This window comes from Amycolatopsis sp. NBRC 101858, from assembly GCF_030269325.1.
In the GTDB taxonomy this organism is placed as follows: Bacteria; Actinomycetota; Actinomycetes; order Mycobacteriales; family Pseudonocardiaceae; genus Amycolatopsis; species Amycolatopsis ponsaeliensis.
The window spans coordinates 1,635,346-1,659,825 of the sequence record NZ_BSTD01000002.1 but is presented as its reverse complement, the minus strand read 5'-3'; the positions used below and the strand labels follow the sequence as shown (position 1 = coordinate 1,659,825).

The window sequence follows — 24,480 nt, the reverse complement described above, 5'->3', positions numbered from 1 at the left end:
GTCCTCCTGCGGTTCGTGCGAGCAGTTGACCCGACTTTGTCCGAGATAGCGGTCAGGTAGTGACCGTTATCGGTCGTCGCCCGATGTGACTGGCGGCACTTTCACGGCGGGTACCGGGTCAGGCGCGGCGCAGCCGGTCGCGCAGACCGGCTGCGAGCCCGGCGACGGTCAGCAGATCGACCAGCCCGCCGCCGTGCTCGACCAGCCGCGGCCGGCGTGCGCCGCCGAGCCGGAAGCGGAGGTGGACCCGGGTGGTGCCGTCGCCGTCGTCCGTGAGGTGGATCGCCCAGCTGATTTCGAGGTGGCCGCGGGTGGAGCGGTGGACCAGGGCGTGCGGCGGGTCGTGGGTGACGATCTCGAAGGTCGCGTCGCGGCCGCCCCAGTCGTCGATGACGTCGCCCGGCTCGAGGTGCTGCAGCGCGGGGTCGAGCCGGCGCAAGGCGCGGCGGGGCCGGGGGAGGAGCGCTTCGATCCACCTGGGCAGGTACCAGCCCGCGCGGTTCTTGCCGAGCTGGGCGAACCACGGCCAGACCTGCCCGGGCGACGCGTCCAGCGTGAACCCGCGGTCCAACACGACGTCCGGGCGGGGGACGAGGTCGTCGCCGGGCAGGGGAGCGGTGATCTCGTCCGCGCGGGGTGCTGTTCCGAGGCCGGGCATCATGACCACCACCAGTCCGTATCGGATGAAACCGTATCACCTGACGCCCTTTGGGGTAGGGTGCTCGCATGACCGCCAAGCCCAGGACTCGTGCCACCGACCGCCCGGGGGACGTGTCCCCGTTCGCGCTGGGCTTGCTGCTGCGCCGGGCGCACGCACGCGCGGCCGGCGCGATGGCCGCCGCGATGCGCCCGCACGGCCTGGAGCTGCGGCACTTCGCCGTGTTGATCGTCCTCGCCGACCGCGGGCCGACGATGCAGCGGGACTTGGTCGAGGCGACGGGTTCGGACAAGGCCGGGGTCATGCGGGTCGTCGACGATCTGGAGGCGAAGGGGTTCGCGGTCCGCAATGCCGTGCCGGGAGACCGGCGGGTGCGCGAGATCGAGATCACTCCGGCCGGCCTGAAGGCGTTCGACGCCGCGCACGAGGAGGCGCTCGCCCCGGCCCGGGAATTGGTGTCGCATCTGGGCGCCGGCGAGCCGGCGAAGCTGATGGACCTGCTGACCAGGTTCACCTATCCGCCCGTCGACGAGGCGTAGGCCGGTCATGCCGCGGCGAGTCCGTGCTTGAGGGCGGCGGCCATCGTCGCGACCCGGTGACCTTGCGAGCGTGCCGCCGTCGATGCCGTGTCGTCAATGGCGATCGATCCATCGTCGCCGGTGACATGGCTTGCCCCATAGGGGTTTCCGCCGGAGTCGTCGTGGTGGCCCTTGTACCCGGGTGGGACGATGACGCCGCCGAAGTGGTAAACGGAGTTGTAGAGCGCCAGCAGTGTCGATTCCTGGCCGCCGTGCGCGGACGCCGTCGAAGTGAATCCACTGTAGACCTTGTCTGCGAGCAGATCCCGCATCCAGAGCCCGGACAGGGTGTCCAGGAACTGCTTGAGCTGGCTCGCGACGTTCCCGAACCGCGCCGGGGTGCCGAACACGATCGCGTCGGCCCAGAGCAGGTCGTCGTGGGTGGCCACCGGGATGTGCCCGGTGCCGGCCAGGTGCTCGACCCAGGCGCCGTTGCGGGCGATCGCCTGGACGGGTGCGATCTCCTCGACCCGCCGTAGCCGCACCTCCGCCCCGGCGTCGGCGGCGCCGGCGCGCACGGCGTCGGCGAGGGTGAAGATCGTGCCGGTCGCGGAGTAGTAGACGACGGCGACGTGACAGGTCGGCTCGGACATGACCGTATCTCCTCGGTGATTCATCACTCGGTGAATCCTTCACGACTGAACGTATCACATGATACCGTCGCGAACGCAACCAAATGACTGTGTCGAGAGGAGGCGTATGGACCTGGACGGGATCGACGCGATCGGGCGGACCGCGTTCGAGGTGGCGCTGTTGCGCGCGGCCGAGGACCGACGCCCGGACCGGCTGTTCGCCGATCCGTGCGCGCGGCTGTTCCTGGAGGCCGCCGGGATCACCGAAGAGAAGCCCGACTTCACCGCGCTGATGGGACCGCAGGTCGCCGTGCGGACGCGGTTCCTCGACGACGCCCTGCTGTCCGGCGGAGTTCGGCAGGTCGTGCTCGTGGCGTCCGGAATGGACGGACGGCCGTGGCGGCTCGACTGGCCTTACGGCACCGAGGTCTTCGAGATCGACCAGGCCCCGGTGTTGCGGTTCAAGGACACCGCCGCGTCCTCCTTGACGGCTCGGTGCGTCCGGCGTCCCGTGGTCGCCGACCTGCGTTCGGACTGGACCGGGTCGTTGCGGGCGGCCGGGTTCCGGCCCGGCCGGCCCACGGCGTGGCTGACCGAGGGCCTGCTCTACGCACTGGACGAGGCCGCCGCGGACGGGCTGCTGGCGACGATCACCGGGCTCAGTGCGGCGGGCAGCACGCTCGCGTTCGACCACGTCGAGGCCAGTGCCGCCCTGTACGCGGCGATCGGCCCGGACCTCGCCCGGCTGTGGCGGCCGGGGCCGGTCGAGCCGGCGCGGTGGCTGACCCGGCACGGCTGGGAGCCGGACGTGAGCGAACTCGCCGACATCGCCGCGAAGTACGGGCGGCGGATCCACCCGGCCTACGACCCGGCGGCCGGTGGCACGGCACGGGCGTGGCTGGGTCAGGCCGTGTTACTCGGACAAGAAAGGTGATCGGCCCATGAGCACCACGAAGTTCGTCACCCACCCCGACGGCGTGCACCAGCCGCCGGGCAACGCGTTCTCGCACGCGGTCGTCGCCGGCGGCCTGGTGCACACCTCGGGCCAGGTCGGCATGAGCCCGGACGGCCTGCTGCTGGACGGCTTCGAAGGCCAGGCGAAGCAGGCGTTCGAGAACCTGAAGGTGGTGCTCGGCGCGTGCGGCGCCGGGCTGGCCGACGTGGTGAAGGTGAACGTCCTGGTGGCCGAGACCGCCGACGTCCGCAAGTACCTCCCGATCGCGGCGAAGTACCTCGCCCACCGCCCGGCGAGCACCCTGCACGCGGTGAAGGCGTTCGCCATGCCGGGACTGCTGTTCGAGGTGGACGCGGTCGCGGTGCTGCCGCGCTGAGAGGGCGGTGCCGGGGGAGGTGCCCCGGCACCGCTCATCCCGCTGGCCGGTGGCTCGACGACACCGTGAACTGCTGCACCACCGGGCGTGGTTGAGGACCGTGGTGCCATCGGGGGTCGCCAGCAGGTTCGCCGTCACGAAGCCGGGCTGATGCCTCAGCACCTCCTCCGCGTTGGCGTGCAACAGATCCAGGAGTTCCCGCTGCTTTCCGGGCGGGACCGTGAAAGTCGAGATCACCACGAGCACGTCTACTCCTCAGCTGACCGGGAACATGCGCTGCTTGACCGGCGGCAGCGCTTCGGCGAGGCGCAGCACCGTCCGGAAGGCGTGCCGCGGCAGCCGGGACGTCGTCGCCGCGCCGCGGGCGTTGCGGGTCGACAGCGCCAGCGCCGCGTTGGCGTAGGCCCGCATTTCGTCTTCGTAGCCCAGCACGCCGCCGTCGCCGGCCAAGTGTCGGCGCAGCGTGTCAGCGTCGCGCAACGCGGTGTTGGCGCCGATCCCGGCCATCGGGGTCATGTTGTGGATCGCGTCGCCCAGCAGGGTGACGGCCGTGGGCGCCCAGTGCGGCAGTTCCGGCATGGTCTTGAGCGGGATCGCCGCGACGGTCGCCGGCTCGGTCTCGGCGATGACCCGCCGGAGCGGGGATGCCCAGGTCGCGGTCCGGTCCAGGACCAGCTCGAGCAGGTCGGTGGTGCCGAGGTCGCCCGGGTAGGTCGAGCGGTCCGCGGCCCACGCCCACACCACGTACCGCGCCTCGGCGCCGGCGTCCCAGGTGGACAGGAACATCCAGCCGGGCCGGGCGGGGACGATGTTGTTGACGGCGCCGTCGATCAGCGACGCCGGCAGCGCACTCACGAGCTCGGGGGTGAGCCGGACGCGGCCGGCGACGTTGACGATGCCCAGGTCCTGACGTCGGAGGTCGGGCAGCCGTTGCTCGCGGACGCGAGAGTTCGCGCCGTCGGCCCCGACGAGCAGGTCCGCTTCGATCGCGCGGCCGTCGGCGCTGTGCACGCGGACGCCGTCGCCGGTGTACTCGAAGCGGTCGAACGCGGTGCCCCAGCGGACCACGTCGTCGCAGCCGAGGAGCAGGGCGTCACGCAGCGCGTCGCGGTTCACCGCCCGCCGGCGCGTGACGGGATCGGTGTTGGCCGGGGTGCCGGTGTGGTCGCGTTCGGCGAGCACCCGCAGGTCCTGGTCGTGGAAGCGGACGATGTCCGGCGCCAGGGTCGACGTTGCGACCAGCTGCGCCCGGTTCTCCCCGGGGAGACAGGCGTGCAGGGCGCGCAGGCCGTCGGCGTTGAGGTGGATGCCGTAGCCGGCGGGCCGGGCGTCCGGGGTCGGGTGGCGTTCGAGCACGACGACGTCCACGCCGTCGCGGCGCAGTCCGTGGGCCAGGCACAGGCCGCCGAGCCCGGCGCCGGCGATGACGACTCGCATGAAGGTTCTCCTCGTCGGTGAATCAGGGATCGGTGGATCAGGCTTCGCCGGGAAAGGCGAGCCGGGTGAGCAGGTCCAGCAGGAGCCGGACGTCGCCGAGGCCTTCACGCAGGTGTGCGGCGACGGGTTCGGCGTGCCGGTGGGCGGTGTCGAACACGGCCGTACCGGCAGGCGTCGGGGTGATCGTGTGCACGCGCCGGTCGCCGGGTCGAGGGTCGCGGGTGACGAGCCCGGCGCGTTCGAGGTCATCGACGACGCGGACCATCGTGGCCTTGTCGCTGCCGACGGCGCCGACGAGCGCCCGCTGGCTCATCGGCCCGCTGCGGTGGAGCGCGACGAGCACGATGAAGTGCCGGAACTCCAGCCCCAGCGGCCGCAGGACGCCCAGCAGTTCCGCGGCGACGCGGTCGTGGGCGCGCCGCAGCAGCAGGCCGAGGGCGAACGGGGATTCGTCGCCCGGTCCGTCCGTCGCTCGCGCCGTGCTCAGCTGCATCGTCATGACCGAGAACGTATCAGGCGATACAGACTTGCGCAAGAAAGTTTCATGTGAGACGTTCTCTGGTGTGAACACGAACCAGGAAGTCCGCGTCCTGTCCGAACCCGCGACCCCGCTGCGCAAGAACCGCTGGGAGACCGCCGTCGTGACCGCCGCGCCGACGGTGGCTTTCGTGGCCGCCAACGCCGTCGGTGATCTCACCGCCGGTCTCGTGACTGCCGCCGTGACCGCGGTCGCCGCGTTCGGCTGGCGGCTGTACCGACGTCAGCCGCTGCGCCAGGCCGTGCTGGGCCTGCTGCTGGTCGCGGCGTGCGCGGTGGTGGCCGCCGTCACCGGTGAGGCACGCGGGTTCTTCCTCATCCCCGCGCTGATCCCGTTCGCGGTCATCGCCGTCTGCGTGACGACCGTCCTCATCGGACGCCCGCTGACCGGTCTCATCCTCAATCGCGTAGCCGGCGGACCCGCCAACTGGCGCTCGGTGCCCCGGCTGCGGCGGATCTACACGGTCTCGACGCTCACCTGCGCGGCGGTCAACGTCGTCAACGGCGCGCTCCAGGTGATCTACTACCGGGGCAACCAGCCCCTGGTCCTGGGCGCGGTGCACATCGCGACGGGCCCGGTTTTCGCTGTCATCGTTGCGGTGACGATCGCCTGCGTCCGCCGCGCCCGGCGTCCCTGACCTGTCATCCAGGATGGCGGGCGGAAGTCGTTATGACCGGCCGACAGCTCGCCACGGCGGCAGCACGGAAGTGCAGGATTTCGATCGCGGCCACGCCCGCCAGTGCTGCCCTCCGGCGGTCTCGTATCCAACGGGGACGTACGGGGATCGAGCTGAACGCTTTGACAGGGGCGCACCTCGACGCGTCGCGGGCGCACGTGCGGCTCCGGGGCCGGCCCCGGCCGGTGAGGTGCGCGGAGGCGCGGTCGACAGCACACCTTGGCGGAGGCGAAGCAGAACTGGCTCCGCGAAGTCGCCCGCTGGCCCGGAACCGACGTAAGGCAAGGGTTGCTCTGCGGCCAGGGGGATGCGTCGTCGGCGTCCGGCGCTCGTTTCCGGTCAGGTGGTCTCCGTTTTCGGTTACCGGGCCTGGTCGACCGCCACGAGCCGGAGTTCGGCCGTGTACCTCCGGCCTGCGTCGTCGGTCAGCCACGTCTGGTCCGGTGTTGGCAGCATTTCCGTGATGATTAGGCGTCCCGAGGGGTCCTTGCGGGCCAGGCGGCGGACTGCCTTGGCGAGGATGTTGACGTAGACCGGGCTGTCGAAGTCGACGTAGAACGGCCGGGGTTCGGTGGGGGAGACCACGAACACGAACCGGGGGAGTTCGAGTTCGTCGCGCCACTGGCGGGCGCGGACGAAACGGCGGGCCTCGTCCTTGTCGGTCGCGAACGTCAGGTCGGATGCCGGGCGGCGCCAGGTCTCGCGGGACACGACCATGCGGTCGATCGTCACCCGGGGGGAGTGCTCGGCCTCCTCCGGCAGCAGGCGGAACAGGTCCATCGCCAGCGTTGTCAGCACGTGCGCGAAGACCTCGATGAGCGGGAACCGCGCTCCGTCGGGCAGGACGACCTCCAGCCGGCCCCCGTGGTCCTCCACCGCCACGTCCGCGCCCAGCACCGTGCGGGGGCGCGCCGGGTCGACCGTGTGGTCCACCAGGCCTACGTAGTAGTCCTGGTCGCGCACGAGCGCCTGGCGGATCCGGGCGGACAGGCGGGCCTTGTGCTCCTTGGCCAGCAGCGGCAGCAGCCGCGGTCCCGGGTGGTCGCGGTCCGTTTCGGCGACGAGCTCGGCCGGGGCGGGGTGCTGGTTGACGAACACCGAGAAGCTGATCGTGTTGGCCGCCAGGTGCAGCTCGCCGAGGACGACGTCGAAGTCGTTGCGGGACAAGGCTTCCGCGTCGCCCGCGATGAGCAGGTCCGGGCTCAGGTAGCGGGCCGTGCCCCACCCCGTGCGCGGGGCGGCGAACGCCTTCTCGAGCGCGTTTGCGACGTCCTCGCTGCGCCGGCGGATCCGGCTCGTGCCCGGTGGGACGGCGAGGATTTCGTGCCAGCGGCGCTGGAACTCGTGCTGGATCGATTTCGCGTCGGTGACCGCGTCGCCGTGCAGGATGGGCATGCAGGCGAACCAGAGCGCGGCCAGGTCCACCGGGCCCGCCTCGGCCAGGCGGTCGAACACGGGGCGGACCCGGTCCAGCACCCGGCGGCCGAGGGCCGACGTCATCCAGGCCGCGCTCGTCAGCAGCTGCTCCAGCGGGGCGAACGCGTCGAGCACGTCCGGGCCGAGGCGCGCCCGCGCGGAGCGCACGCAGTCGGAGTAGACCAGCGCGCGGCAGGGCGCCGTCTTCGAGGCCTTCGCCCGCGTCCCGGCGGTGTCGGTCAGCGCGGTGAAGTCTTGTTCCAGGGCCGACATCGCGGCGGACAACGCGTCGGCGTCGGCTCCCGCGGCGCGGATCCGCTCCCGGCCGCGTTCGAGCAGGTCCAGACCGGCCAGGCCGCGCTCTCGCGCCGCGGGGTCGCCGACCTGGTCCAGCCAGGCCCGCAGGTACCGCTCGGGGCGGGCGTCGGCGGGGACCTCCAGGCGCCAGACGATCCACCGCCGGCGGGCCAGTTCCGCCAGCTCGGCCTGGGCTTCGGGGCCGAACTCCCGGGCCGGGCGAACGCCGTCGCACCTCTCCAGGACCCGGCGCGCGGCCGGGGAAAGCGGCTGTGGCGGGCGGCCGGGGACCAGCACGGTGTCGCCTTCGACGCGCACGAACGGGACTCGCCGGGGCGCTGTCCACGCCCGCAGCGCGTCGTCCTCGGCCAGCGTCTTGGCCAGGGTGTCGACGGCCCAGCTCGAGAAGTACAGGTTGGCCGTGGTGATCAGCCCGGTGCCGGGATCGACCTCGATCCCGTGCGCCGCCGGGTCCCAGGCGCCCCAGCCGACCGGGCCGAAGAAGCCGATGCTGTCGTTCTTGACGCAGAAGCGTTCCCAGTAGTGGGCGACCAGGCCCTCCCGGTCGCGGTGCCGGCTCGTCCGGCCGTCGGCCGGGGTCCACGCGATGAACGGGTCCACGCCGGTGTCGAGGACCGGCCGGTTCTGCCACGCGACGGCGGCCCGGAACGCCGGCTGGGCCGCGATGCGCTGGAGCTCGGCCGAGGTGTCCAGCGCGGTGTCGGCGAACTCGGCCGCGAACGCGTCCCAGTCCGGCCCGGACAGGGCGGTGCCTTCGGGGAACTTGTCGGCGATCCGGGCCAGTCCGGTGGGGGCCAGGGCCAGGACCCCGGCGGCCGGGAACCCCGGGCCGCGCAGGGCGAACTGGGACCAGAGCCGCCAGCGCTCGCCCAGCCGTACCTCGGTCATGCCAGGCCTCCGACGACGACGGCCAGCTCGGCGGGAGTCGGGTAGGCGAAGACCAGCGCCACGGGGACGTCCGTCTCGAGGGCGTCCTGGATCTTCGCGGCGATCTGGAACGCGGCCAGCGAGTCGCCGCCCGCCTCGAAGAAGTCGCTTTCGGTGTCCAGGGTGGTGTCGTCGAGGGCCTCGCGGTACCCCGCCGCGATCAGTTCCGGGAGGTCGAGCTGGGTCGTGGTCATGGGGTTGCCTTCCTGGTGTGGTTGTTGCCGCCGGAGACGACGACGGCGGCGCGGCCGGGGAAGCCGTGGCGCAGCGCTCCGGCCAGTGCGACGCTGCCGCTGGGCTCGGCCTCGATGCCCGCGCCGTGCAACAGCCGCATGGCGTGGGTGATCTCTTCGTCGGTGACGCCGACCAGGTCGTCGACGCGCCGGCGGATGATGGGGAACGGCACTTCGCCCGGGTGCTGGGCGCGCAGGCCGTCGGCGATCGTGTCCGGGGGCGGGATCCGCACCGGCCGGTCCGCGGCCAGTGACCGGGCGTACCGCCGGGCGGCCGCGGGCTCGACCCCGACCACCCGCACCGGCCGGTCGTGCTGCTCGGCGGCCAGGCACGCCCCGGCCAGCAGCCCGCCACCGCCGGTGGGGACGTACACGACGTCGGTGTCGGGAGCGTCGTCGAGGACTTCCAGGGTGACCGTGGCCTGCCCCGCCACCACCAGTTCGTGGTCGGAGGAGGGCACGACCCGGCCACCGGTGCGCCGCGCGTGTTCGCGGGCCAGGCGGTCGCGCTCCGCCACGCCGCCGGCGGCGTGGCGGACGTGGGCACCGAGGCCGCGGATGGCGGCTTCCTTGGCCGAGCTGGCTCCTTCGGCCATCACGACGGTGACGCCGACGCCGAGGGCGCGGCCGAGCAGGGCGACGGCGATGCCGTGGTTGCCCGACGAGCCGGCGACGACGTCCCCGCCGCCGAGGCCGAGGAGGGCGTTGGCCGCGCCGCGGCTCTTGAACGAGCCGCCGCGTTGCAGGTGCTCGGCTTTGAAGACGATGCCGGGCAGTCCGTCGATCCGCAGGAGGGGGGTGGGCCGGACGTATCCGGCGATCCGGGCCGCCACGGCGCGCAGGTCGGTGCCGGTCGTCGTGGGGCTCATGGGCGCTCTCCCCGGCTCAGGCGGCCACGATCGGTCTTGCCCGTGCGGGTGCTCGGCAGCCGGTCCACCCTCCGGAACCGGCGGGGCAGCAGGTGCGGGGGCAGCGCCTCGGCCAGGTGCCGGCGCAGGGCCGCGTCGGTGACCGCGGCGGTCGGGCCCGCGACGTGGGCCACCAGGTGGGGACGGCCGCGGTCGTCGGTGGCGGCCGTGACCACCGCGCCGTGGACCGCCGAATGCGTCAGCAGGTGGCCCTCGATCTCCGCGGGGTCCACGCGGTAGCCGCGGATCTTCAGCTGGCGGTCGAGGCGGCCGAGGTACTCCAGGGTGCCGTCCGGGCGGCTGCGGGCCAGGTCGCCGGTGCGGTAGGCCCGGGCGCCGGGTGGCCCGGCGGGGTCGGGGCGGAACCGGTCGGCGGTCAGGCCCGGCCGGCCGCGGTAACCGCGGGCCACGCCCGCCCCACCGAGGTGGATCTCGCCCTCGGGCACCGGGCGCAGGTCGGCGTCCAGCAGCCGGACCGACACCCCGGTGCGCGGCGTGCCGATGACGTCCGCCGCGGGGTCGGGCTCGCCGGGGACGTCCAGCCGGGTCGACGTCATCGTGGCTTCGGTCGGGCCGTAGTGGTTTAGCAACCGGCCGTCCAGGAGGCCGCGGCCGCCCGCGGCGAGGAACGGGCGCAGCGACTCGCCGCTGGACAGCGTCAGCCGCAACGACCGCAGCGCGCGGGCCGCGCCGTCGTGCCGGCTCAGGAACGTCAGCAGGGACGGGGTGATGCTGAGGACGGTGTTGACGCCGTAGGCGGCGACGGCCGTGGCGAACCCGTCCGCGCGCAGCAGCGTCGCCCGGGGCGCCAGGACCAGCCGGCCACCCGCCAGCAGCGTGGCGAACACGTCCCGGATCGACGCGTCGTAGCCCAGCGGCGCCAGCTGCAAGGTGACGGTGGTGGCGTCCAGCGCACCGTCGTGCACCACGAACCGCAGGTACGCGTCCAGGTGGCCGCGCTCGATCAGCACCGGGTTCGGGGTGCCGGTCGAGCCCGACGTGTGGCTCACGTACGCCAGTGCGCGGGGACCGGGCGGCTCGGCGGCGAACGGCGACGCGGGACGTGCGTCCGGCCGGATCGCCGGCCCCGGCACGGACACCCCGGCGCCGACCAGGAAAGTGGCACCCGCGCTGTCGACCATCCGGGCCAGCCGCGCGGCCGGCTGCGCCAGGTCCAGCGTGAGGAACGCGCCGCCCGCGTGCAAAACCGCCGCCATGGCGACCACGGCGTCCACTGTGGACTCGACGCCGATCGCGCACACCCGCTCGGGACCGACGCCCGCCTCCGCCAGCGCGCCGGCCAGCCGATCGACGCGGGTGGCGAGCTCCCCGTACGAGAGCACGGTTTCCGGCGTCTGCACCGCGGGCGCGTCCGGGGCGTGGGCGCGGATCTCGTCGAGGAACCAGCCGCTCACCGCGCACCGTCCACGACGATGAGCCGCAGCTCGGCGGTGTAGGTCGCGCCCTGGTCGTCGGTGAGCCAGGTGCGGTCCGGGGTGGGCAGCATCTCCGTGATGGTCAGGCGTCCCGAGGGGTCCTTGCGGGCCAGGCGGCGGACTGCTTTGGCGAGGATGTTGACGTAGACCGGGCTGTCGAAGTCGACGTAGAACGGCCGGGGTTCGGTGGGGGACACCACGAACACGAACCGGGGGAGTTCGAGTTCGTTGCGCCACTGGCGGGCGCGGACGAAGCGGCGGGCCTCGTCGGTGTCGGTGGCGAACTCCAGGTCGGCGGCCGGGCGACGCCACGTCTCGCGGGCGACGATCAGCCGGTCGATCGTGATGCGCGGGGTGTGCGGGCCGTCCGGGACGAGGGCGAAGCGGTCGATCACGCGGTTGGTCAGGGCGCTGCAGAAGCCGTCGAGGGCGTCGAACTCGGTGCCGTCGGGCACGACGGCCACCAGCCGGCCGTCGCGGTCCTCGACGGCGACGTCGGCGCCCGCCACCGTGCGCGGCCGGTGCGGGTCGCCGGTGTAGTCGACCAGGGCGACGTGGTAGTCCTCCGGCCGGACCAGGGCGTGCTGGCCGCGGGCGGAGATCCGCGGCGGGGCGGCCTTGGGCAGCATCGGGATCAGCCGTGGCCCGGGGTAGTCGCGGGCGTTCTCGGCGTGCAGCCGCGCCGGGTCGGGGTGCTGCCGGACGAACAGCGAGTGGCCCACGGTGTTCATGGCCACGTGCAGCTCGCCGAGCACCAGGTCGAACTCGCCGCGCTCGACCGCGTCCGCGTCGTCGGCGACGACGAGCAGATCGGGGCTCGCGTAGCGGGACAGTGACCAGCTCTTCTCGCCGCGGGGGAACGCCGTGCGCACGCGCTCGGCGAGCTCGGCGCTGGTGCGGTGGACGCGGCGGGCGTCGCCGGGCAGGTCGAGGACGCCGGCCCAGCGACGGCGCAGCTCGGCCTGGATCCCGGTGATGTCGGCGACCGACTCGCCGTAGGGGGCGGGCAGGCACTCCAGCCACAGCGAGCCCAGGTCGGCCGAGCCCTGCCGGGCCCGGATCCGTTCGTACGCCTGGTGGAGCCGGGCGTCGGCCGCTTCGGCGAACTGCCCGGTCATCCAGCGCGCCGCGGTCAGGCACAGGCTCAGCGGGGCCAGTTCGTCCAGGACCGCGGTGCCGACATCGGCTGTGGCCGACCGCCGGCAGTCGGCGTAGACGAGCGCCCGGCCCGGCGCCGTGCGGGCACTCTTGGCGCGCTGCGCCGCGACCTGGGTCAGCGCCGCGAACTCGGTTTCGAGGGCCGTCATGGCCGCGGACAGCTCGTCGGCGTCCAGCCCGGCCGCGGCGACGCGGTCCCGGGCCCGTTCCAACGAGCCGAGCATGGTCAGCGCGCGATCGCGGGCGGGTTCGTCGCCGATCCGGGCCAGCGCCGTGCGCAGGTACCGCTCCGGGTGGGCGTCGAGCGGGACTTCGAGGCGCCAGACGAGCCAGCGCCGGGTCACCATCGTCTCCAGCGTGGCCCGTACTTCCGCGGCGGGGGCGGACACCGCCGCGGTGAGGGCGGCCAGGTCCCGGGTTCCGTCGCACAGCCGCAGCAGCTCGCGCTCCCGCGCGGTGGCTTCCTGCGGTGGCCGCCCGGGCACCCGGACGAACTCGCCGTCCGGGCGGACGAACGGCACGCGGCGCGGCGGGACCCACGGTCGCACCGCGGGATCCGCGTCGACGGTCCGGGCGAGGGCGTCGATCGCCCAGCTGGCGAAGAAGACTTCGGTGGCGCAGACCAGACCCGTACCGGGGTCGACGGCCAGCCCTTTCCGGGCGGGGTCCCACCGGCCCCAGCCGACCGGGCCGAAGAAGCCGATGGTGTCGTTCTTGACGCAGAACCGCTGCCAGTAGTGCGCGACCAGTTCCTCACGCTCCCGGCGTTTGCTGGTGCGGCCCTCGGCGGCCACGTCCCAGCCGAGGAACAGGCCGACCCCGCGGCCCAGGACGGCCGGGTTCTGCCAGGCGACGGCCGTGCGGAACGCCGGGCTCGCGGCGAACCCCTGCAGCGCGCGGGTCGACTCGGCGGCGGCGGTGGCGAACCGGCCGGTGAACTCCGTCCACTCCGGACCGGACAACGCGGCGCCGTCGTCGAACTTGTCCGCCTCCTCCGCGAGGCCGGGCGGGGCCAGCGCGAGCACCCCGGCGGCGGGGAATCCCGGGCCGCGCAGGGCGAACTGGGGCCACAACCGCCATTCGCCGCCGGGCAGCAGCAGGTCTTCCGCCATCAGGCACCTCCTCGTTCCCTCCTCACGGTGCCGCCGCCGGGGAGCCGGCTCCAGGGAATCGGCGGCAGTGCCGGATCGCGGCCGCCGTTGCAGGTTTGTCCCTGGTCCGCACCCGGGCGCGGCGGGCAGCGTCGGAGGTCCGTGTGACCGACGACGAAAGGGACCGCCGTGGAGGACACCGATCGCACCTACCGCGTCGTGCGCAACGACGAGGAGCAGTACTCGATCTGGGCCGCCGAACAGGTCGTACCCCGCGGCTGGCACGCCGAGGGGTTCACCGGGACCCGGCCGGAGTGCCTCGCGCACATCGACGAGGTGTGGGTGGACATGCGTCCGCTGAGCCTGCGCCGGGCGATGGACACGGCCGGCCGCGGCCGGGCAATGGACACGGCCGGCTGAGCCGATGCGGATCGACACCGCGGCCCTGGCCGTCGTCCGCGATCACTTCGACCGGTCGATGTACCCGCTGCTGGACCACCGGATGTCCCTGGAGCTGCGGCCGAGCGCGACCGGGTTCCCGAAGTTCGAGGCGCTGCGCCGGATCGTGGGCCGGCTGGCCCCGGCGCAGCGCACGCTGTTCCGGCTGTTCCGGCTCGGCGAGACCGTCGACGACCCGGCGTTCCGGCAGGCGTTCCCGGCCGAGGTGGCCGAGGCGCTGCACACCGGTGAGCTGGTCGAGCGGGTACCGGATGGCTGGCGCTCCGCCGACCTGCTCGTGGTGCCCGCCCAGCGGATGCTGCTGATCACCGGCGTTCCCGCCGGGTACCCGACCGCCGTGCGGTCGCCGAAGGCCGTGTTCGACTTCTCGACGTCGTTCGTGGCCGCCGCGCTGCCCGCGTCGCTGGCCGGCTGCCGGGTGCTCGACGTCTGCTCGGGCACCGGGGTCCAGGCCCTGCTGTGCGCCGCGCGCGGTGCGCGGGAGGTCGTCGGCCTGGAGCTGACCGAGTCCGCCGTCACGATCGCGCGCGCCAACGCCGTGCTCAACGGGCTCACCGACCGGGTCCGGTTCCGCCGCTCCGACCTGCTCGCCGCGCTGGAGCCCGGGGAGCGGTTCGACTTCGTGGTGGCCAACCTGCCCTACGCGCCCGCGCTCGACCCGGCGCGTCGTCCGTCCACCGTGGCCGAGATCGGCAACTGCCTGCTGTGGCCGCTGCTGGCCGACCTGCCGCCGCACTTGGCCGACGCCGCGCGCGGGGTCGTGGCGACCTGGCGCTCGGCCGGGCACGCGGGCCGGACCTACCAGCTGGACGCGATCGCGGCCCGGCTGGCCGAGCACGGGTGCGCGGTGGGCGCGTACGTCGATCCGGTGTTCGACAGCGTGGACGGCGTGCTCGACCTGCTGCGCCAGGAGGTCGGCGGCGACGACGCGGAGCCGCGGCTGGCCGAGTTGCGGGCGCTGCTCGAGAGCGACACCGTGGCGGTGGACGGCTTCTACAACCAGCTCGTGCAGTTCCGGCGCACCGCCGCCCACCCGGTGCTCCAGGAGGCCGTCACGTTCGGACTGTCCTGAACAGACGGTAAAGGGGCCGGTGGGAAACACCGGCCCCTTTCAGCGCGCCGCGCGTACCCGCGCCGAAGCGAGGACACCGAGCGCGGTGACGGCGAGGACCACCGCCGTGCCGCCGAACATCAGCGCGGTGTGGACGCGGGCCAGCGCGCCGCAGAGGACGAGCGAGACCGGCGCGACGGCGTAGCCCACCACCATGTCGAGCGAGAGCACGCGGCTCAGCACCGATTCGTCGATGGTGCGCTGGATCCAGCTGAGGCCGAAGACGCCTTGGAACCCGATGGCAAAGCCCATCGCGAGCACCGTCGCGACCGCGGCCACGGTGTTGTGCAGCACGCCGAGCACCGCCGTGCCCACGGCCAGCCAGCCCGCCAGCCCGGCGATCAACAGCCCGATCCGGGGCCGGCCGTCGACCAGGCCGCCGGTCAGGCCACCCAGGACGGCCCCGGCGGCCAAGGCGCCGTTGAGGAAGCCCAGCGTGGCCGGGCCGCCGTCCAGTTCGAAACGGGCCAGGTCGGCGAAACCGACGGTGAACGCGCCCGCGTAGCAGAACGTCACGGCCGCGTCGATGGCGAGGATCGTGCGCAGGCGCGGGTCGGCCCACGCGTACCGCAGCCCGGCGCGGATGCGGACGAGCATGCCGTCGGGTTCGGCGGTCTTCGCCGGGGTGTGGTCGTGGCGGATGCGCACGCCCACGACGCACAGCCCGCACAGGGCGAAACAGACCGCGTCGACGAGGAAGGCGACGTCGGCGTCGGACACGGCCACGACCACGCCGCCCAGGGCCGGGCCGACCATGGCGGCGATCCGCGCGCCCGTGCCGAGCAGGGCGTTGGCGGGCGCCAGGGTTTCCTTGTCCACCACCGAGGGCAGGATGGTCATGCGGGCCGGCTGGAAGAACGCGTCCACCGCGCCGAACGCCGCCGCCGCGACGCAGAGCAGCCCGATGCTCAGCGTGCCGGTCAGCCCGGTCACGCCGACCGACGCCATCACCGCGGTCCGGGCCCAGCTGGAGAGGACCATGATCCGGCGTGGCGACCACTTGTCCGCCAGCGAGCCGCCGACCAGCGTCAGCAGGGCGCGGGGGATGGCCTGCAGCGCCAGCACCCACCCGAGTGCGAGCGTCGAGCCGGTCAGGCTCAACGTGATCCAGGAGAACGCGACGTAGCTGAACCCGTCGCCCAGCAACGACAGCGACTGGCCCAGCCAGAGCAGCCGGAACGAGGGCAGCCGGGCCGGAGCCCACAGCCGCGTCCCCGCCCGGCTCACCGTCTTCGGCACGGCGGCCTCCTTTCAGTACCGCACCGGCAACGCCGTCAGGCTGCGGTTGAGCAGTGACAGCTGCCATTCGTGGTCTTCCCCGGCCAGTGCCAGCCCGGGGTAGTCGTGCACGAGCACCTCCAGCACGGCTCGGGCCACCAGCCGGGCGAGGGCGGCCCCGATGCAGAAGTGCGCGCCGTGCCCGAAGCCCAGGTGCGTCGAATCCGCGCGGTGCACCGAAAACCGCTCGGGTTCGGGGAACCGGGCCGGGTCGCGGTTGGCCGCCGCGGTGACCAGGAAGATCCGGTCGCCCGCGTGGACGTCGTGGCCGTCGAGGTCGAAGTCGCGGGCGGCGGCCCGGATGGACATCTTGGACGGTCCGTCGAACCGCAGCGCCTCCTCGACGCTCGCCGGCAGCAGGTCCGGCTCCGAGCGCACCGCGGCCAGTTCCCCGGGGTGCTGCAGCAACGCGCGGACGCCGTTGGCGATCAGGTTGCTCGTCGTTTCCCCGCCGGCGAAGGCCAGCTGGGTGAGCATCCCGACGAACTCCTCCTCGCTGACCGACTTCCCGATCTCGCCCCCCGCGAGCACCGAGCTGATCAGGTCGTCCGCGGGCTCGGCGCGCCGGGCCCGGACCAGCTCGGCCAGGTAGTCGTCCAGGTTGACCAGCGACTGCAACGACGTCCGGTACTCGCGCTCCTCCTGCGCCGCCCCGAGGACGAGGTCGCCGACCCGGGCGTTCCAATACCAGAACGACGCGCCGTCCCGCTGCGGCACGCCCAGCCAGCGGGCGAACACCAAGGCGGGCAACGGTTTCGCGACGTCGGCCAGGAGGTCGCCGACCCGGCCGGGCTCGGCGCGGCGGGCCAGCAGCGCCCGGGTCGCGCGGGCCACCATGTCCCCGTACCGGCCGACCACGCGGGCGGAGAACTGCTCCTGGAACACCTTGCGCAGCCGCCGGTGCGCGGGCGGGTCGGTGAACACCATCCAGCGGGACAGGATCGCGAACGCGCGTTCGGCGTCGTCGCGCGCACCGGCCGGGACGGCGTCCATCAGCGGCCGCACCCGGTCGGCGGTGATCGCGGGTTCGCGCAGGCAGCGGGTCAGCGGCGCGTGCCCGGTGATCAGCCACGCACGGTGCATCGGGCTCCAGTGCACCGGGTCGTGCTCGCGCAGCGCGGCGAGGTAGCCGTAGGGGTCGGCGTTGATCCCGGGTTCCAGGAGGTACCGCTCGGTGAAGGTGAGCGTGCTGGTCATCGTGTCTCCCGGAGCTTGTCGAGCAGCGAGGCCACTTCGTGGACGTTCGGCTCGGTGAGCATCGACATGTGGCTGCCCGGCACGACGTGCACGGTCAGGCCGCCGCCGGCCAGCTCGCGCCAGCGGCCGAGGTAGCTGCGGTAGTCCATGTCCAGGCCGGGCATGGGCTCGCCGTCCGGGGCGTCGGCGGCGTCCTGGCCGACGACCAGGTGGATCGCCCCCGGGTACGGCTGGACGCGGTAGTCGGCCATCGCCGTCAGCAGCGAGTGCCAGACCTCGATGGGCGCGTTCTCGACCAGTTCGGCCTCGTCGGCCCGCATGCCGGCGCCCAGCAGCAACGCGGTCAGCTCGGCTCGCAGGGCGTCTCGCCGCGGCGACGGCGCCATCGCCCGCACCTGGTCGCGCAGCGGCAGCGCGTCGAGCATGTCCCGGCCCAGCCGGGCCAGCCGGCGCGCGGCTTCCGGGTTGGGCAGGTAGGGCTCGATCAGGATCAGCGGGTCGACGTCCCGGCCCTGCGCCCGCAGCTGGGAAGCCATCTCCAGCACCAGGTTGCCGCCGAGCGACCAGCCCAGCACGGCGTGCGGGCCGGGTTCGTCGTGCTCGAGGATCTCGGCGACGTAGTTCGCGGCGATGCCGGGCACGGTGACCGGGTCGACCCCGCCGAGCAGGCCCCGGGCCTGGAACCCGCGCACCGGGCCGCGGTCCAGCGCCCGGGCCAGCGGCACGTACCACGTGGCGCTGCCGCCCGAGGGGTGCACGCAGTACAGCGGCGTGCCTTCGCCGTCGCGCAGCCGGACCTCCGACCGCAGCGCGGTGACCTCCCGGTCCGGCCCGGCCGCGTCGACCCGGGCGGCCAGCTGCGCGATCGTGGTCAGCTCGACGAGGTCCCGCACGGTCAGCGGGACGCCCCGGGCGGTCGCCAGCGCGGCGACCCGGACGGTGGACAGCGAGCTGCCGCCGACGCGGTAGAAGTCGTCGTGCGCGCCGACGTCGGCCACGCCGAGCACCTCCCGCCAGACATCGGCGAGGATCCGCTCGGTCGGGGTTTCCGGCGCGACGTAGTCGGTGCCGGTGTCCGGCCGATCGGCCGCGGGCAGCGGCAGCGCCCGGCGGTCGACCTTGGCACTGCCGTTGAGCGGCAGGGCATCGAGGAAGACGAACCACGCGGGCACCATGTGCGCCGGCACGCGGGTGCGCAGCGCCCGGCGCAGCGACTCGGCGTCGAGGTTCTCGCCGACGGCGTAGGCGACCAGCGCGGGCTCGCCGGGCAGGTCGTCACGCAGCAGCACGACGGCCTGGCGGACTTCGGGCAGCGCGCGCAGGGCGTGTTCGATCTCGCCCAGCTCGATGCGGAACCCGCGCAGCTTCACCTGCGAGTCGCGGCGGCCCAGCCATTCCACGGCGCCGTCCGCGCGCTGGCGGGCCAGGTCGCCGGTGCGGAAGAGCCGCTCGCCGGGCGCGCCGTACGGGTGCGGTACGAAGCTCGCCGCGGTCAGGCCGGGCCGGCCCAGGTAGCCGCGCGCCAGGCCGGCGCCGCCGAGGTACAGCTCGCCCGGCACGCCGACCGGCACCGGCTGGAAGTGCTCGTCGAGCACGTAGGACTCGGTGTTGCGGAACGGCAGGCCCATCACCGGCCGTCCGTCGCCGGGCGCGCACCGGGCGATGTGCGTCCAGACCGTGGCTTCCGTGGGGCCGAAGCAGTTGTAGAAGCGACGGCCGGGCGACCACGCCTCGACGAGCTGCTCGGTGGGTGCCTCGCCGCCGGTCAGCAGGGTGCGGACGCCGGGCAGCTCTTCGCCGGCGAGGGTGGTCAGCGCGGTCGGCACGATGGTCGCGGTGGTGATGCCGAGGTCGCGGATGGTGCGGGCGAGGTCCGGCCCGGCCCGCAGTGCTTCGGCCGGGGCCGTGCAGAGGCGGGCGCCGTTGGCCAGGGCCAGCACGATCTCGTGGATCGACACGTCGAAATTGAACGACGCGAGCTGTAGGATCCGCTCGTCCGGGCCGGTGGCGAACACTTCGCGCTGGGCGTGGACGAGGTTGACCAGGCCGCGGTGCGGCACGACCACGCCCTTGGGGACGCCGGTCGAGCCGGACGTGTAGAGCACGTACGCGGGGTGGTCCGACGCCGGGCGTGCGCAGGTGCCGACCGGGCCCTCGTCGGGCTCGTCCAGGAACAAAGTGGTGCCGGTGAAGGGAACCGTTCCGTCCACGTCGGACTGGGTGAGCAGCGTCCGCATCCCGCTGTCGGCCGCCATGAACGCCAGCCGCTCGGCCGGGTAGGTCGGGTCCAGGGGCAGGAACGCGCCGCCCGCCTTGAGCACGGCCAGCGCCGCGCGGATCTGGTCGGGCCCGCGCCGCGTGCAGATCCCGACGACGACCTCCGGCCCCACGCCGAGCGCGGCGAGCCGCCCGGCCAGCGCGTCGGACCGCGCATCCAGCTCGGCGTAGGTGACTTCGGTGCCGTCGTGGGCCACGGCCACCGCGTCCGGGGTGCGGACCGCGTGCTCGTGGACGATCTCGGGGAACAGCGCCGGCGGGTTGCCGGCGACCGGGCCGTGGGCCCACGGCCCGAGCGCGCGTTCCCGGGCGGCGCCGGCGAGCGCGGGCCGCGTGACCGGACCGCCGGGGTCGGCGACCATCCGCTCGACCAGCTCGCGGATCAGGTCCGCGAGCTGGTCGGCCGTGGCCGGGTCGAGGTACTCGGGGTCGACGTCGACGCTGAACCCGTCCACGCTCATGTTGGCGTACAACGGGAACATCGTCCGGGCGAACTCCTCGGCCTCCTCCCAGTTCTCCGGCGCGAGCTGGTGGAAGTTGACGTAGTTGAACACGGTGTCGAGCAGGTTCGGCGCGCCCGGGCGCAGGCGCGCGATCCGGGCCAGCGGCACCAGCCGGTGCGGCATCAGGTCCTGTTCGGCGGCGAACACCGTGCGGATCAGCTCCAGCCAGGTCGCCGGTTCGCCGGTGATGCCGAAGGGGATCGTGTTGACGAACAGGCCGCGCATCCGGTCCGCACCCGCGCGTTCCGGCCGGCCGTTGGTGGTCAGCCCGACCGCGTGCCCGCGCGTCTGCCCGTCGCGTTCGGCGAACAGGCCCATCGTGTGGTGGAACGCCGCCAGCAGCACCGTGCGCCGGGGCACGCCCGCCCGGGTCGCCAGGGCGCCGATGTCCTCGGCCAGCCCGGCGAACGAGCGGCGCACCTCGTACAGCACCGCGCCGTCGGCGGCGCCGCGGCGGGTGAACCGCACCGGGGCGAGGTCGGCGAGCGTCCGGCGCCAGAAGGCCAGCGACTCCTCCGACGACGTGGCGGCCCGTTCGGCCGCGACGTACTCGGCGTAGCGCGGCGCGGGTTCCGGCTCGGTCAGGGCCTCGCCGCGCGCGATCCGCCCGTGCAGGGCGACCAGGTCGGCGATCATCGACGTCAGGCTCCAGCCGTCGATGGCGACGTGGCAGTCGGTGATGACGATCCGCAGGTCGTGCTCGGTGAGCTGGTGCAGGTGCACGCGGATCAGCGGGGCGCGGGTCAGGTCGAAGCGGTTGGCGAACTCGGTGTCGGCGTAGCGCCGCCGGGCCGCTCGCTGCCCGGCCGGGTCGAGCCCGCGCAGATCGCTGTAGCCGACCGTCAGCTTCGCGCCGGGGTGCACGAGCTGCAGCGGTTCGCGGTAGGACACCAGGTCGATCGACGTGCGCAGGCTTTCGTGGGTGCGCACGAGGTGGTCCATCCCGGCCTGGAACGCCGCCCGGTCGAACGGGTCGGCGACGGTGATCTTCAGGTCGGTGACGTTGTGGTAGGCCCCGATCCGGGGCTGGGCCAGCATTTCGTGCAGCATCCCGGCCTGCAGCATGGTCAGCGGGTAGGCGTCAGCCAGGCCTTCGGGCAGCTTCGCGCGGTCGGCCGGGTCGAGCAGTGCGAACGGCTCCACCGGCGCGGGTTCGTCACCCGGTGCCTCGGTGGCCAGCGCGGCCAGCTCGCCCAGGGTCCGCGCGCGGAACAGGTCGGCCACGGACAGCCCGAGCCCGGCCGCGCGGGCCAGCCCGATCACGCGCAGCGCGAGGATCGAATCGCCGCCGAGGTCGAAGAAGTTGTCCGCGAGCCCGGCCCGGTCGATCCCGAGCACCTCGGCCCACACCGCGGCCAGCGCCGCCTCGGTCGCCGTCCGCGGCGCGACGTGCTCGGCCGGCGTCGCGACGGCCCCGGCCCGCACGGCCAGCAGCGCGGCCCGGTCGACCTTGCCGTTCGCGGTGACCGGCAGCGCGGGGTGGGCCACGAACAGCGCGGGGACCATGTACTCCGGCAGCTTGGTGCGCAGCGCCGTGCGCACCGCGGGGACGTCGAGAACGCCGTCGGTCACCACGTGCCCGATCAGCCGGGAATCCTGGGCGACGACGGCGGCGTCGGCGATCCCGGGGCAGTCCCGCAGCGCGCTCTCCACCTCGCCCGGCTCGACGCGGTAGCCGCGGATCTTGACCTGGTGATCGGCCCGGCCGACGTAGTTCAGCTGCCCGTCGGGCAGCACCCGCACGAGGTCGCCGCTGCGGTACATGCGGGCGCCGTCGCCGGCGAACCGGTCGGTGGTGAACCGCTGCGCGGTCAGCTCCGCGCGGTTGCGGTAGCCGAGCGCGACGCCGTCCCCGGCGACGTACAGCTCGCCCACCGTGCCGGGCGGCACGAGCCGGCCCCGCGCGTCCAGGACGTAGCCGCGGGAGTTGTACATGGGCCGCCCGACCGGGGACGTCGTGGCGGCGGTCGGGTCGGCGGCGGTGATCAGCCGGTGGGTGACGTGCACGGTGGTCTCGGTGATGCCGTACATGTTCACCAGCGCGGGCCGCTTTTCCCCGCTGCCGAACCAGTCCCGGTATTCACGGGCGTCGAATGCGTCTCCGGCGAACACGACCGTGCGCAGCGCCAGTTCGCCGAAGCCGGCGCCTTCGCGCTCGAGGTGCGCCCGTAGACCGCTGAACGCGGCGTTGGTCTGGGTCAGCACGGTCACGCCTTCGTCGCGCAGGACGGCGTGGACCGCGGCCGGGTCGCGGGTCTCGTCCTCGGTCAGCACGACCGTGCGCCCGCCGACGGTCAGCGCACCCCACAGCTCCCACACCGACAGGTCGAACGTCGCCGAGTGGACCAGGGCCCACACGTCGTTTTCGCCGAAGTCGAAGCAGCGGTCGGCCGCGTCGAACAGCCAGGCCACGTTGCCGTGGGTGACCTCGACGCCCTTGGGCTGCCCGGTCGAGCCCGAGGTGTACATGACGTACGCGGGTGCGTCACCGGTCCGGGGCCCGGGCAGCGTCCCGGCCACCGCGGGGCCGTCCAGGGGGATCGGCTCGACCGGCAGCCCGGCCAGCGCGGCCCGGCCCGCTTCGTCGGTGACCGCGGCCGTGATGCCGGCGTCGCCGACGACGAACTCCAGCCGGCCGCGCGGGTGCGCCGGGTCCAGGGGCAGGTAGGCCGCCCCGGCCCGCCACACGCCGAGCACGGCCACGGCCAGGTCCACCGACCGCGCCAGGCTGATCCCGACCAGGGGGCCGATCCCGGCCGCGCGCAGCCGCCGGGCGAGGGCGTCGGCACGGGCGTCGAGTTCGGCGTAGGTCAGCCCGGCGCCGCCGCCGCTGACGGCGACCGCGTCCGGCCGCAGGCGGACCTGCTCGGCGAACCGGTCGAGCACCGGCCGGGCGGCCGGCCCGCTGTTCCCGTGCTGTCCCGGACCTTCCGGCCCGAGCAGCCACCTGCGTTCGGTCTCGGTGAGCAGGTCCAGCTCGCCGAGCCGGGCGTCCGGTCGCTCGGCGAACGCGTGCAGCACGGCGACCAGGTGGTCGCTCAGCCGGGCGATCGTCTCGGCGGTGAACAGGTCGGTCCGGTAGAGCCACGCCAGCCGGAGCCTGCCGTCGTGCTCGGCGGTTTCCAGCGCGAGGTCGAACTTCGCCTCGGTGAGGTGGACCGGGAAGGGTTCGCCGGTGGCCTCGCCCAGCGTGAACCCGGCCGAGCCCGCGCCGGTGTGCGAGAACAGCACCGAGCACAGGGGAGTGCGGGACAGGTCGCGCTCGGGGACCAGGTCGTCGACGAGCCGTTCGAACGGCACGGCCTGGTGGCTCAGCGCGTCGAGCACCTGCTCGCGGGTCCGCGCGAGCAGCGCCGCGCTCGTCGGGTCGTCGCCGAACTCCGCGCGCATGACCAGCGTGTTGACGAAGAAGCCGACCAGGTCCTCGGTTTCCGGCCGCTCCCGGTTCGCGACGATGGTGCCGACGGCGAAGTCGTCCTGTCCACTGTGGAACGCCAGCGTCGCCTGCAGGGCGGCGAGCACCGTCATGAACGGGGTGGTGTCGGCTTTTCGCCCCGCTTCGGCGACGGCCGACGAGAGCGCCTCGGACAGTTCGACCCGGTGCACCGCGCCCGCGTGCGAGCGGACGGCGGGCCGCGGGTGGTCGGTGGGCAGCTCCAGCGGGCTGAGCCCGGCCAGCGCCCGGCGCCAGTGGTCGAGGTCGGCCTTCGCGGCCTCGGAGTCGGCGGATTCCCGTTGCCAGACGGCGTAGTCGAGGTAGTCGATCGACCGCCGCGGCAGCCGCGCGTTCTCTCCGGCCAGCCGTGCCCGGTACAGCTCGCGCAGGTCGCGCAGGAGGACGTCGGCGGACCAGCCGTCGGTGACGATGTGGTGCATGGCCAGGACGAGTACGTGCTCCTCGGCGGCGACGCGCACCAGCGTGGCCCGGAACGCGGGCTCGGTGGCGAGGTCGAACGGGGTGGTGGCCAGCTCGTGCACGGTGTCCGCGTCGCCGTCGCACACCCGCAGGCAGCTTTCGCGGGCGGGCAGTACCTTCTGCGCAGGCACCCCTTTCTCGTCCGGGAAGATCACCCGCAGCTGCTCGTGCCGGGCGACGAGCTCGTCCACCGCCGCGGCGAGGGCGGGCACGTCGAGCGGGCCGCGCAGCCGCCACGCGGCGGGCATCAGGTACTCCGTGCTGCCGGGCTCGAGCTGGTCCAGGAAGTAGAGCCGCTGCTGGGTGGCCGACAGCGGAGCCCGGTCGCCGCCCGGGTCCCGGCGGGGGATGCCCGTCGCCGCGGTCGCGGCGCCGCGCAGGCGCTGGGCGAGCAGGCGCTGCGCGGCCGCCGACAGGTTCGCCCGGCTCCGGGTCTCCGAGGTGGTCATGCCGTGTCCTTCC

Annotated in this window: 18 protein-coding genes and 1 pseudogene; 6 read left to right on the top strand and 13 right to left on the bottom strand. The window is 73.8% G+C overall.

The genetic code is table 11. The features are described from left to right. Positions 1-118: 118 nt before the first annotated feature. Positions 119-658 carry a hypothetical protein gene (locus QSK39_RS20630; RefSeq protein WP_285479390.1) on the bottom strand — a complete coding sequence of 180 codons (540 nt, stop codon included), beginning with the start codon at positions 656-658 and terminating at the stop codon, positions 119-121. 68 nt (positions 659-726) lie between these two features. Here QSK39_RS20630 and QSK39_RS20625 point away from each other — a divergent pair, with 68 nt between their 5' ends. Then, entirely contained in the window at positions 727-1,197 is a 471-nt protein-coding gene (locus tag QSK39_RS20625; RefSeq protein ID WP_285479389.1) for a MarR family winged helix-turn-helix transcriptional regulator, read from the top strand. Between the two features lie 5 nt (positions 1,198-1,202). On the opposite strand, the gene wrbA is transcribed toward QSK39_RS20625, so the two are convergent. Then, entirely contained in the window at positions 1,203-1,829 is a 627-nt protein-coding gene (gene wrbA / locus QSK39_RS20620) for an NAD(P)H:quinone oxidoreductase (RefSeq protein ID WP_285479388.1), read from the bottom strand. A 106-nt stretch (positions 1,830-1,935) separates the two neighbouring features. Between wrbA and QSK39_RS20615 the strand changes: the two genes are divergently transcribed. Both QSK39_RS20615 and QSK39_RS20610 read left to right on the top strand, forming a co-directional pair. Beyond that, positions 1,936-2,742: an SAM-dependent methyltransferase gene (locus QSK39_RS20615; RefSeq protein WP_285479387.1), complete on the top strand. Its 807-nt coding sequence runs from the start codon at positions 1,936-1,938 to the stop codon at positions 2,740-2,742. A 7-nt stretch (positions 2,743-2,749) separates the two neighbouring features. Next, positions 2,750-3,139 (top strand): RidA family protein, encoded by a 390-nt coding sequence (locus tag QSK39_RS20610; protein ID WP_285479386.1) that lies wholly within the window; start codon positions 2,750-2,752, stop codon positions 3,137-3,139. 81 nt (positions 3,140-3,220) lie between these two features. Here QSK39_RS20610 and QSK39_RS53010 read toward each other — a convergent pair. From QSK39_RS53010 to QSK39_RS20600, 3 genes and pseudogenes are all read right to left on the bottom strand, one after another. Continuing rightward, positions 3,221-3,376, bottom strand: a pseudogene (locus QSK39_RS53010) (antibiotic biosynthesis monooxygenase family protein); the annotation flags it as partial. Between the two features lie 18 nt (positions 3,377-3,394). Next, on the bottom strand, positions 3,395-4,576 hold the full coding sequence (locus QSK39_RS20605) for an FAD-dependent oxidoreductase (protein WP_285479385.1): 1,182 nt from the start codon (positions 4,574-4,576) through the stop codon (positions 3,395-3,397). Between the two features lie 37 nt (positions 4,577-4,613). Continuing rightward, the gene (locus QSK39_RS20600; protein ID WP_285479384.1) at positions 4,614-5,075 is read right to left on the bottom strand and encodes a MarR family winged helix-turn-helix transcriptional regulator; all 462 of its coding nucleotides are present in this window, start codon (positions 5,073-5,075) and stop codon (positions 4,614-4,616) included. Between the two features lie 64 nt (positions 5,076-5,139). Here QSK39_RS20600 and QSK39_RS20595 point away from each other — a divergent pair, with 64 nt between their 5' ends. Beyond that, positions 5,140-5,751, top strand: coding sequence for a DUF3159 domain-containing protein (locus QSK39_RS20595; protein WP_285479383.1), 612 nt, complete (start codon positions 5,140-5,142; stop codon positions 5,749-5,751). A gap of 399 nt (positions 5,752-6,150) precedes the next feature. Here QSK39_RS20595 and QSK39_RS20590 read toward each other — a convergent pair whose 3' ends face one another. The 5 genes from QSK39_RS20590 to QSK39_RS20570 are packed head-to-tail and all read right to left on the bottom strand — an operon-like array spanning position 6,151 to position 13,298. After that, positions 6,151-8,412 (bottom strand): lantibiotic dehydratase, encoded by a 2,262-nt coding sequence (locus tag QSK39_RS20590; RefSeq protein ID WP_285479382.1) that lies wholly within the window; start codon positions 8,410-8,412, stop codon positions 6,151-6,153. Then, positions 8,409-8,645, bottom strand: coding sequence for an acyl carrier protein (locus tag QSK39_RS20585; RefSeq protein WP_285479381.1), 237 nt, complete (start codon positions 8,643-8,645; stop codon positions 8,409-8,411). The genes QSK39_RS20590 and QSK39_RS20585 overlap by 4 nt, the downstream gene beginning before the upstream one ends. Then, the gene (locus QSK39_RS20580; protein WP_285479380.1) at positions 8,642-9,553 is read right to left on the bottom strand and encodes a threonine ammonia-lyase; all 912 of its coding nucleotides are present in this window, start codon (positions 9,551-9,553) and stop codon (positions 8,642-8,644) included. The genes QSK39_RS20585 and QSK39_RS20580 overlap by 4 nt, the downstream gene beginning before the upstream one ends. Then, positions 9,550-11,007: an amino acid adenylation domain-containing protein gene (locus QSK39_RS20575; protein ID WP_285479379.1), complete on the bottom strand. Its 1,458-nt coding sequence runs from the start codon at positions 11,005-11,007 to the stop codon at positions 9,550-9,552. The genes QSK39_RS20580 and QSK39_RS20575 overlap by 4 nt, the downstream gene beginning before the upstream one ends. Continuing rightward, positions 11,004-13,298, bottom strand: coding sequence for a lantibiotic dehydratase (locus QSK39_RS20570; RefSeq protein ID WP_285479378.1), 2,295 nt, complete (start codon positions 13,296-13,298; stop codon positions 11,004-11,006). Before QSK39_RS20570 ends, QSK39_RS20575 begins: the two co-directional genes overlap by 4 nt. Before the next feature lie 168 nt (positions 13,299-13,466). Between QSK39_RS20570 and QSK39_RS20565 the strand changes: the two genes are divergently transcribed. Both QSK39_RS20565 and QSK39_RS20560 read left to right on the top strand, forming a co-directional pair. Further along, positions 13,467-13,697 carry an MbtH family protein gene (locus tag QSK39_RS20565; RefSeq protein WP_285479377.1) on the top strand — a complete coding sequence of 77 codons (231 nt, stop codon included), beginning with the start codon at positions 13,467-13,469 and terminating at the stop codon, positions 13,695-13,697. A 4-nt stretch (positions 13,698-13,701) separates the two neighbouring features. Beyond that, on the top strand, positions 13,702-14,808 hold the full coding sequence (locus QSK39_RS20560) for a methyltransferase domain-containing protein (protein ID WP_285479376.1): 1,107 nt from the start codon (positions 13,702-13,704) through the stop codon (positions 14,806-14,808). Between the two features lie 39 nt (positions 14,809-14,847). Here QSK39_RS20560 and QSK39_RS20555 read toward each other — a convergent pair whose 3' ends face one another. From QSK39_RS20555 to QSK39_RS20545, 3 genes are read right to left on the bottom strand one after another with little or no spacing between them, the layout of a single operon-like run. Continuing rightward, positions 14,848-16,086: an MFS transporter gene (locus QSK39_RS20555; protein WP_285479375.1), complete on the bottom strand. Its 1,239-nt coding sequence runs from the start codon at positions 16,084-16,086 to the stop codon at positions 14,848-14,850. Positions 16,087-16,098: 12 nt separating this feature from the next. Continuing rightward, entirely contained in the window at positions 16,099-17,322 is a 1,224-nt protein-coding gene (locus QSK39_RS20550; protein WP_285479374.1) for a cytochrome P450, read from the bottom strand. Then, the gene (locus tag QSK39_RS20545) at positions 17,319-24,467 is read right to left on the bottom strand and encodes a non-ribosomal peptide synthetase (RefSeq protein WP_285479373.1); all 7,149 of its coding nucleotides are present in this window, start codon (positions 24,465-24,467) and stop codon (positions 17,319-17,321) included. The genes QSK39_RS20550 and QSK39_RS20545 overlap by 4 nt, the downstream gene beginning before the upstream one ends. Between the last annotated feature and the right edge of the window lie 13 nt (positions 24,468-24,480).

Excerpts from the sequence above, each read along its gene's own strand:
- QSK39_RS20630 (WP_285479390.1), bottom strand. The coding sequence starts at position 658 with ATGCCCGGCCTCGGAACAGCACCCCGCGCGGACGAGATCACCGCTCCC.
- QSK39_RS20625 (WP_285479389.1), top strand. The coding sequence starts at position 727 with ATGACCGCCAAGCCCAGGACTCGTGCCACCGACCGCCCGGGGGACGTG.
- wrbA (WP_285479388.1), bottom strand. The coding sequence starts at position 1,829 with ATGTCCGAGCCGACCTGTCACGTCGCCGTCGTCTACTACTCCGCGACC.
- QSK39_RS20615 (WP_285479387.1), top strand. The coding sequence starts at position 1,936 with ATGGACCTGGACGGGATCGACGCGATCGGGCGGACCGCGTTCGAGGTG.
- QSK39_RS20610 (WP_285479386.1), top strand. The coding sequence starts at position 2,750 with ATGAGCACCACGAAGTTCGTCACCCACCCCGACGGCGTGCACCAGCCG.
- QSK39_RS20605 (WP_285479385.1), bottom strand. The coding sequence starts at position 4,576 with ATGCGAGTCGTCATCGCCGGCGCCGGGCTCGGCGGCCTGTGCCTGGCC.
- QSK39_RS20600 (WP_285479384.1), bottom strand. The coding sequence starts at position 5,075 with ATGACGATGCAGCTGAGCACGGCGCGAGCGACGGACGGACCGGGCGAC.
- QSK39_RS20590 (WP_285479382.1), bottom strand. The coding sequence starts at position 8,412 with ATGACCGAGGTACGGCTGGGCGAGCGCTGGCGGCTCTGGTCCCAGTTC.
- QSK39_RS20585 (WP_285479381.1), bottom strand. The coding sequence starts at position 8,645 with ATGACCACGACCCAGCTCGACCTCCCGGAACTGATCGCGGCGGGGTAC.
- QSK39_RS20580 (WP_285479380.1), bottom strand. The coding sequence starts at position 9,553 with ATGAGCCCCACGACGACCGGCACCGACCTGCGCGCCGTGGCGGCCCGG.
- QSK39_RS20570 (WP_285479378.1), bottom strand. The coding sequence starts at position 13,298 with ATGGCGGAAGACCTGCTGCTGCCCGGCGGCGAATGGCGGTTGTGGCCC.
- QSK39_RS20560 (WP_285479376.1), top strand. The coding sequence starts at position 13,702 with ATGCGGATCGACACCGCGGCCCTGGCCGTCGTCCGCGATCACTTCGAC.
- QSK39_RS20550 (WP_285479374.1), bottom strand. The coding sequence starts at position 17,322 with ATGACCAGCACGCTCACCTTCACCGAGCGGTACCTCCTGGAACCCGGG.
- QSK39_RS20545 (WP_285479373.1), bottom strand. The coding sequence starts at position 24,467 with ATGACCACCTCGGAGACCCGGAGCCGGGCGAACCTGTCGGCGGCCGCG.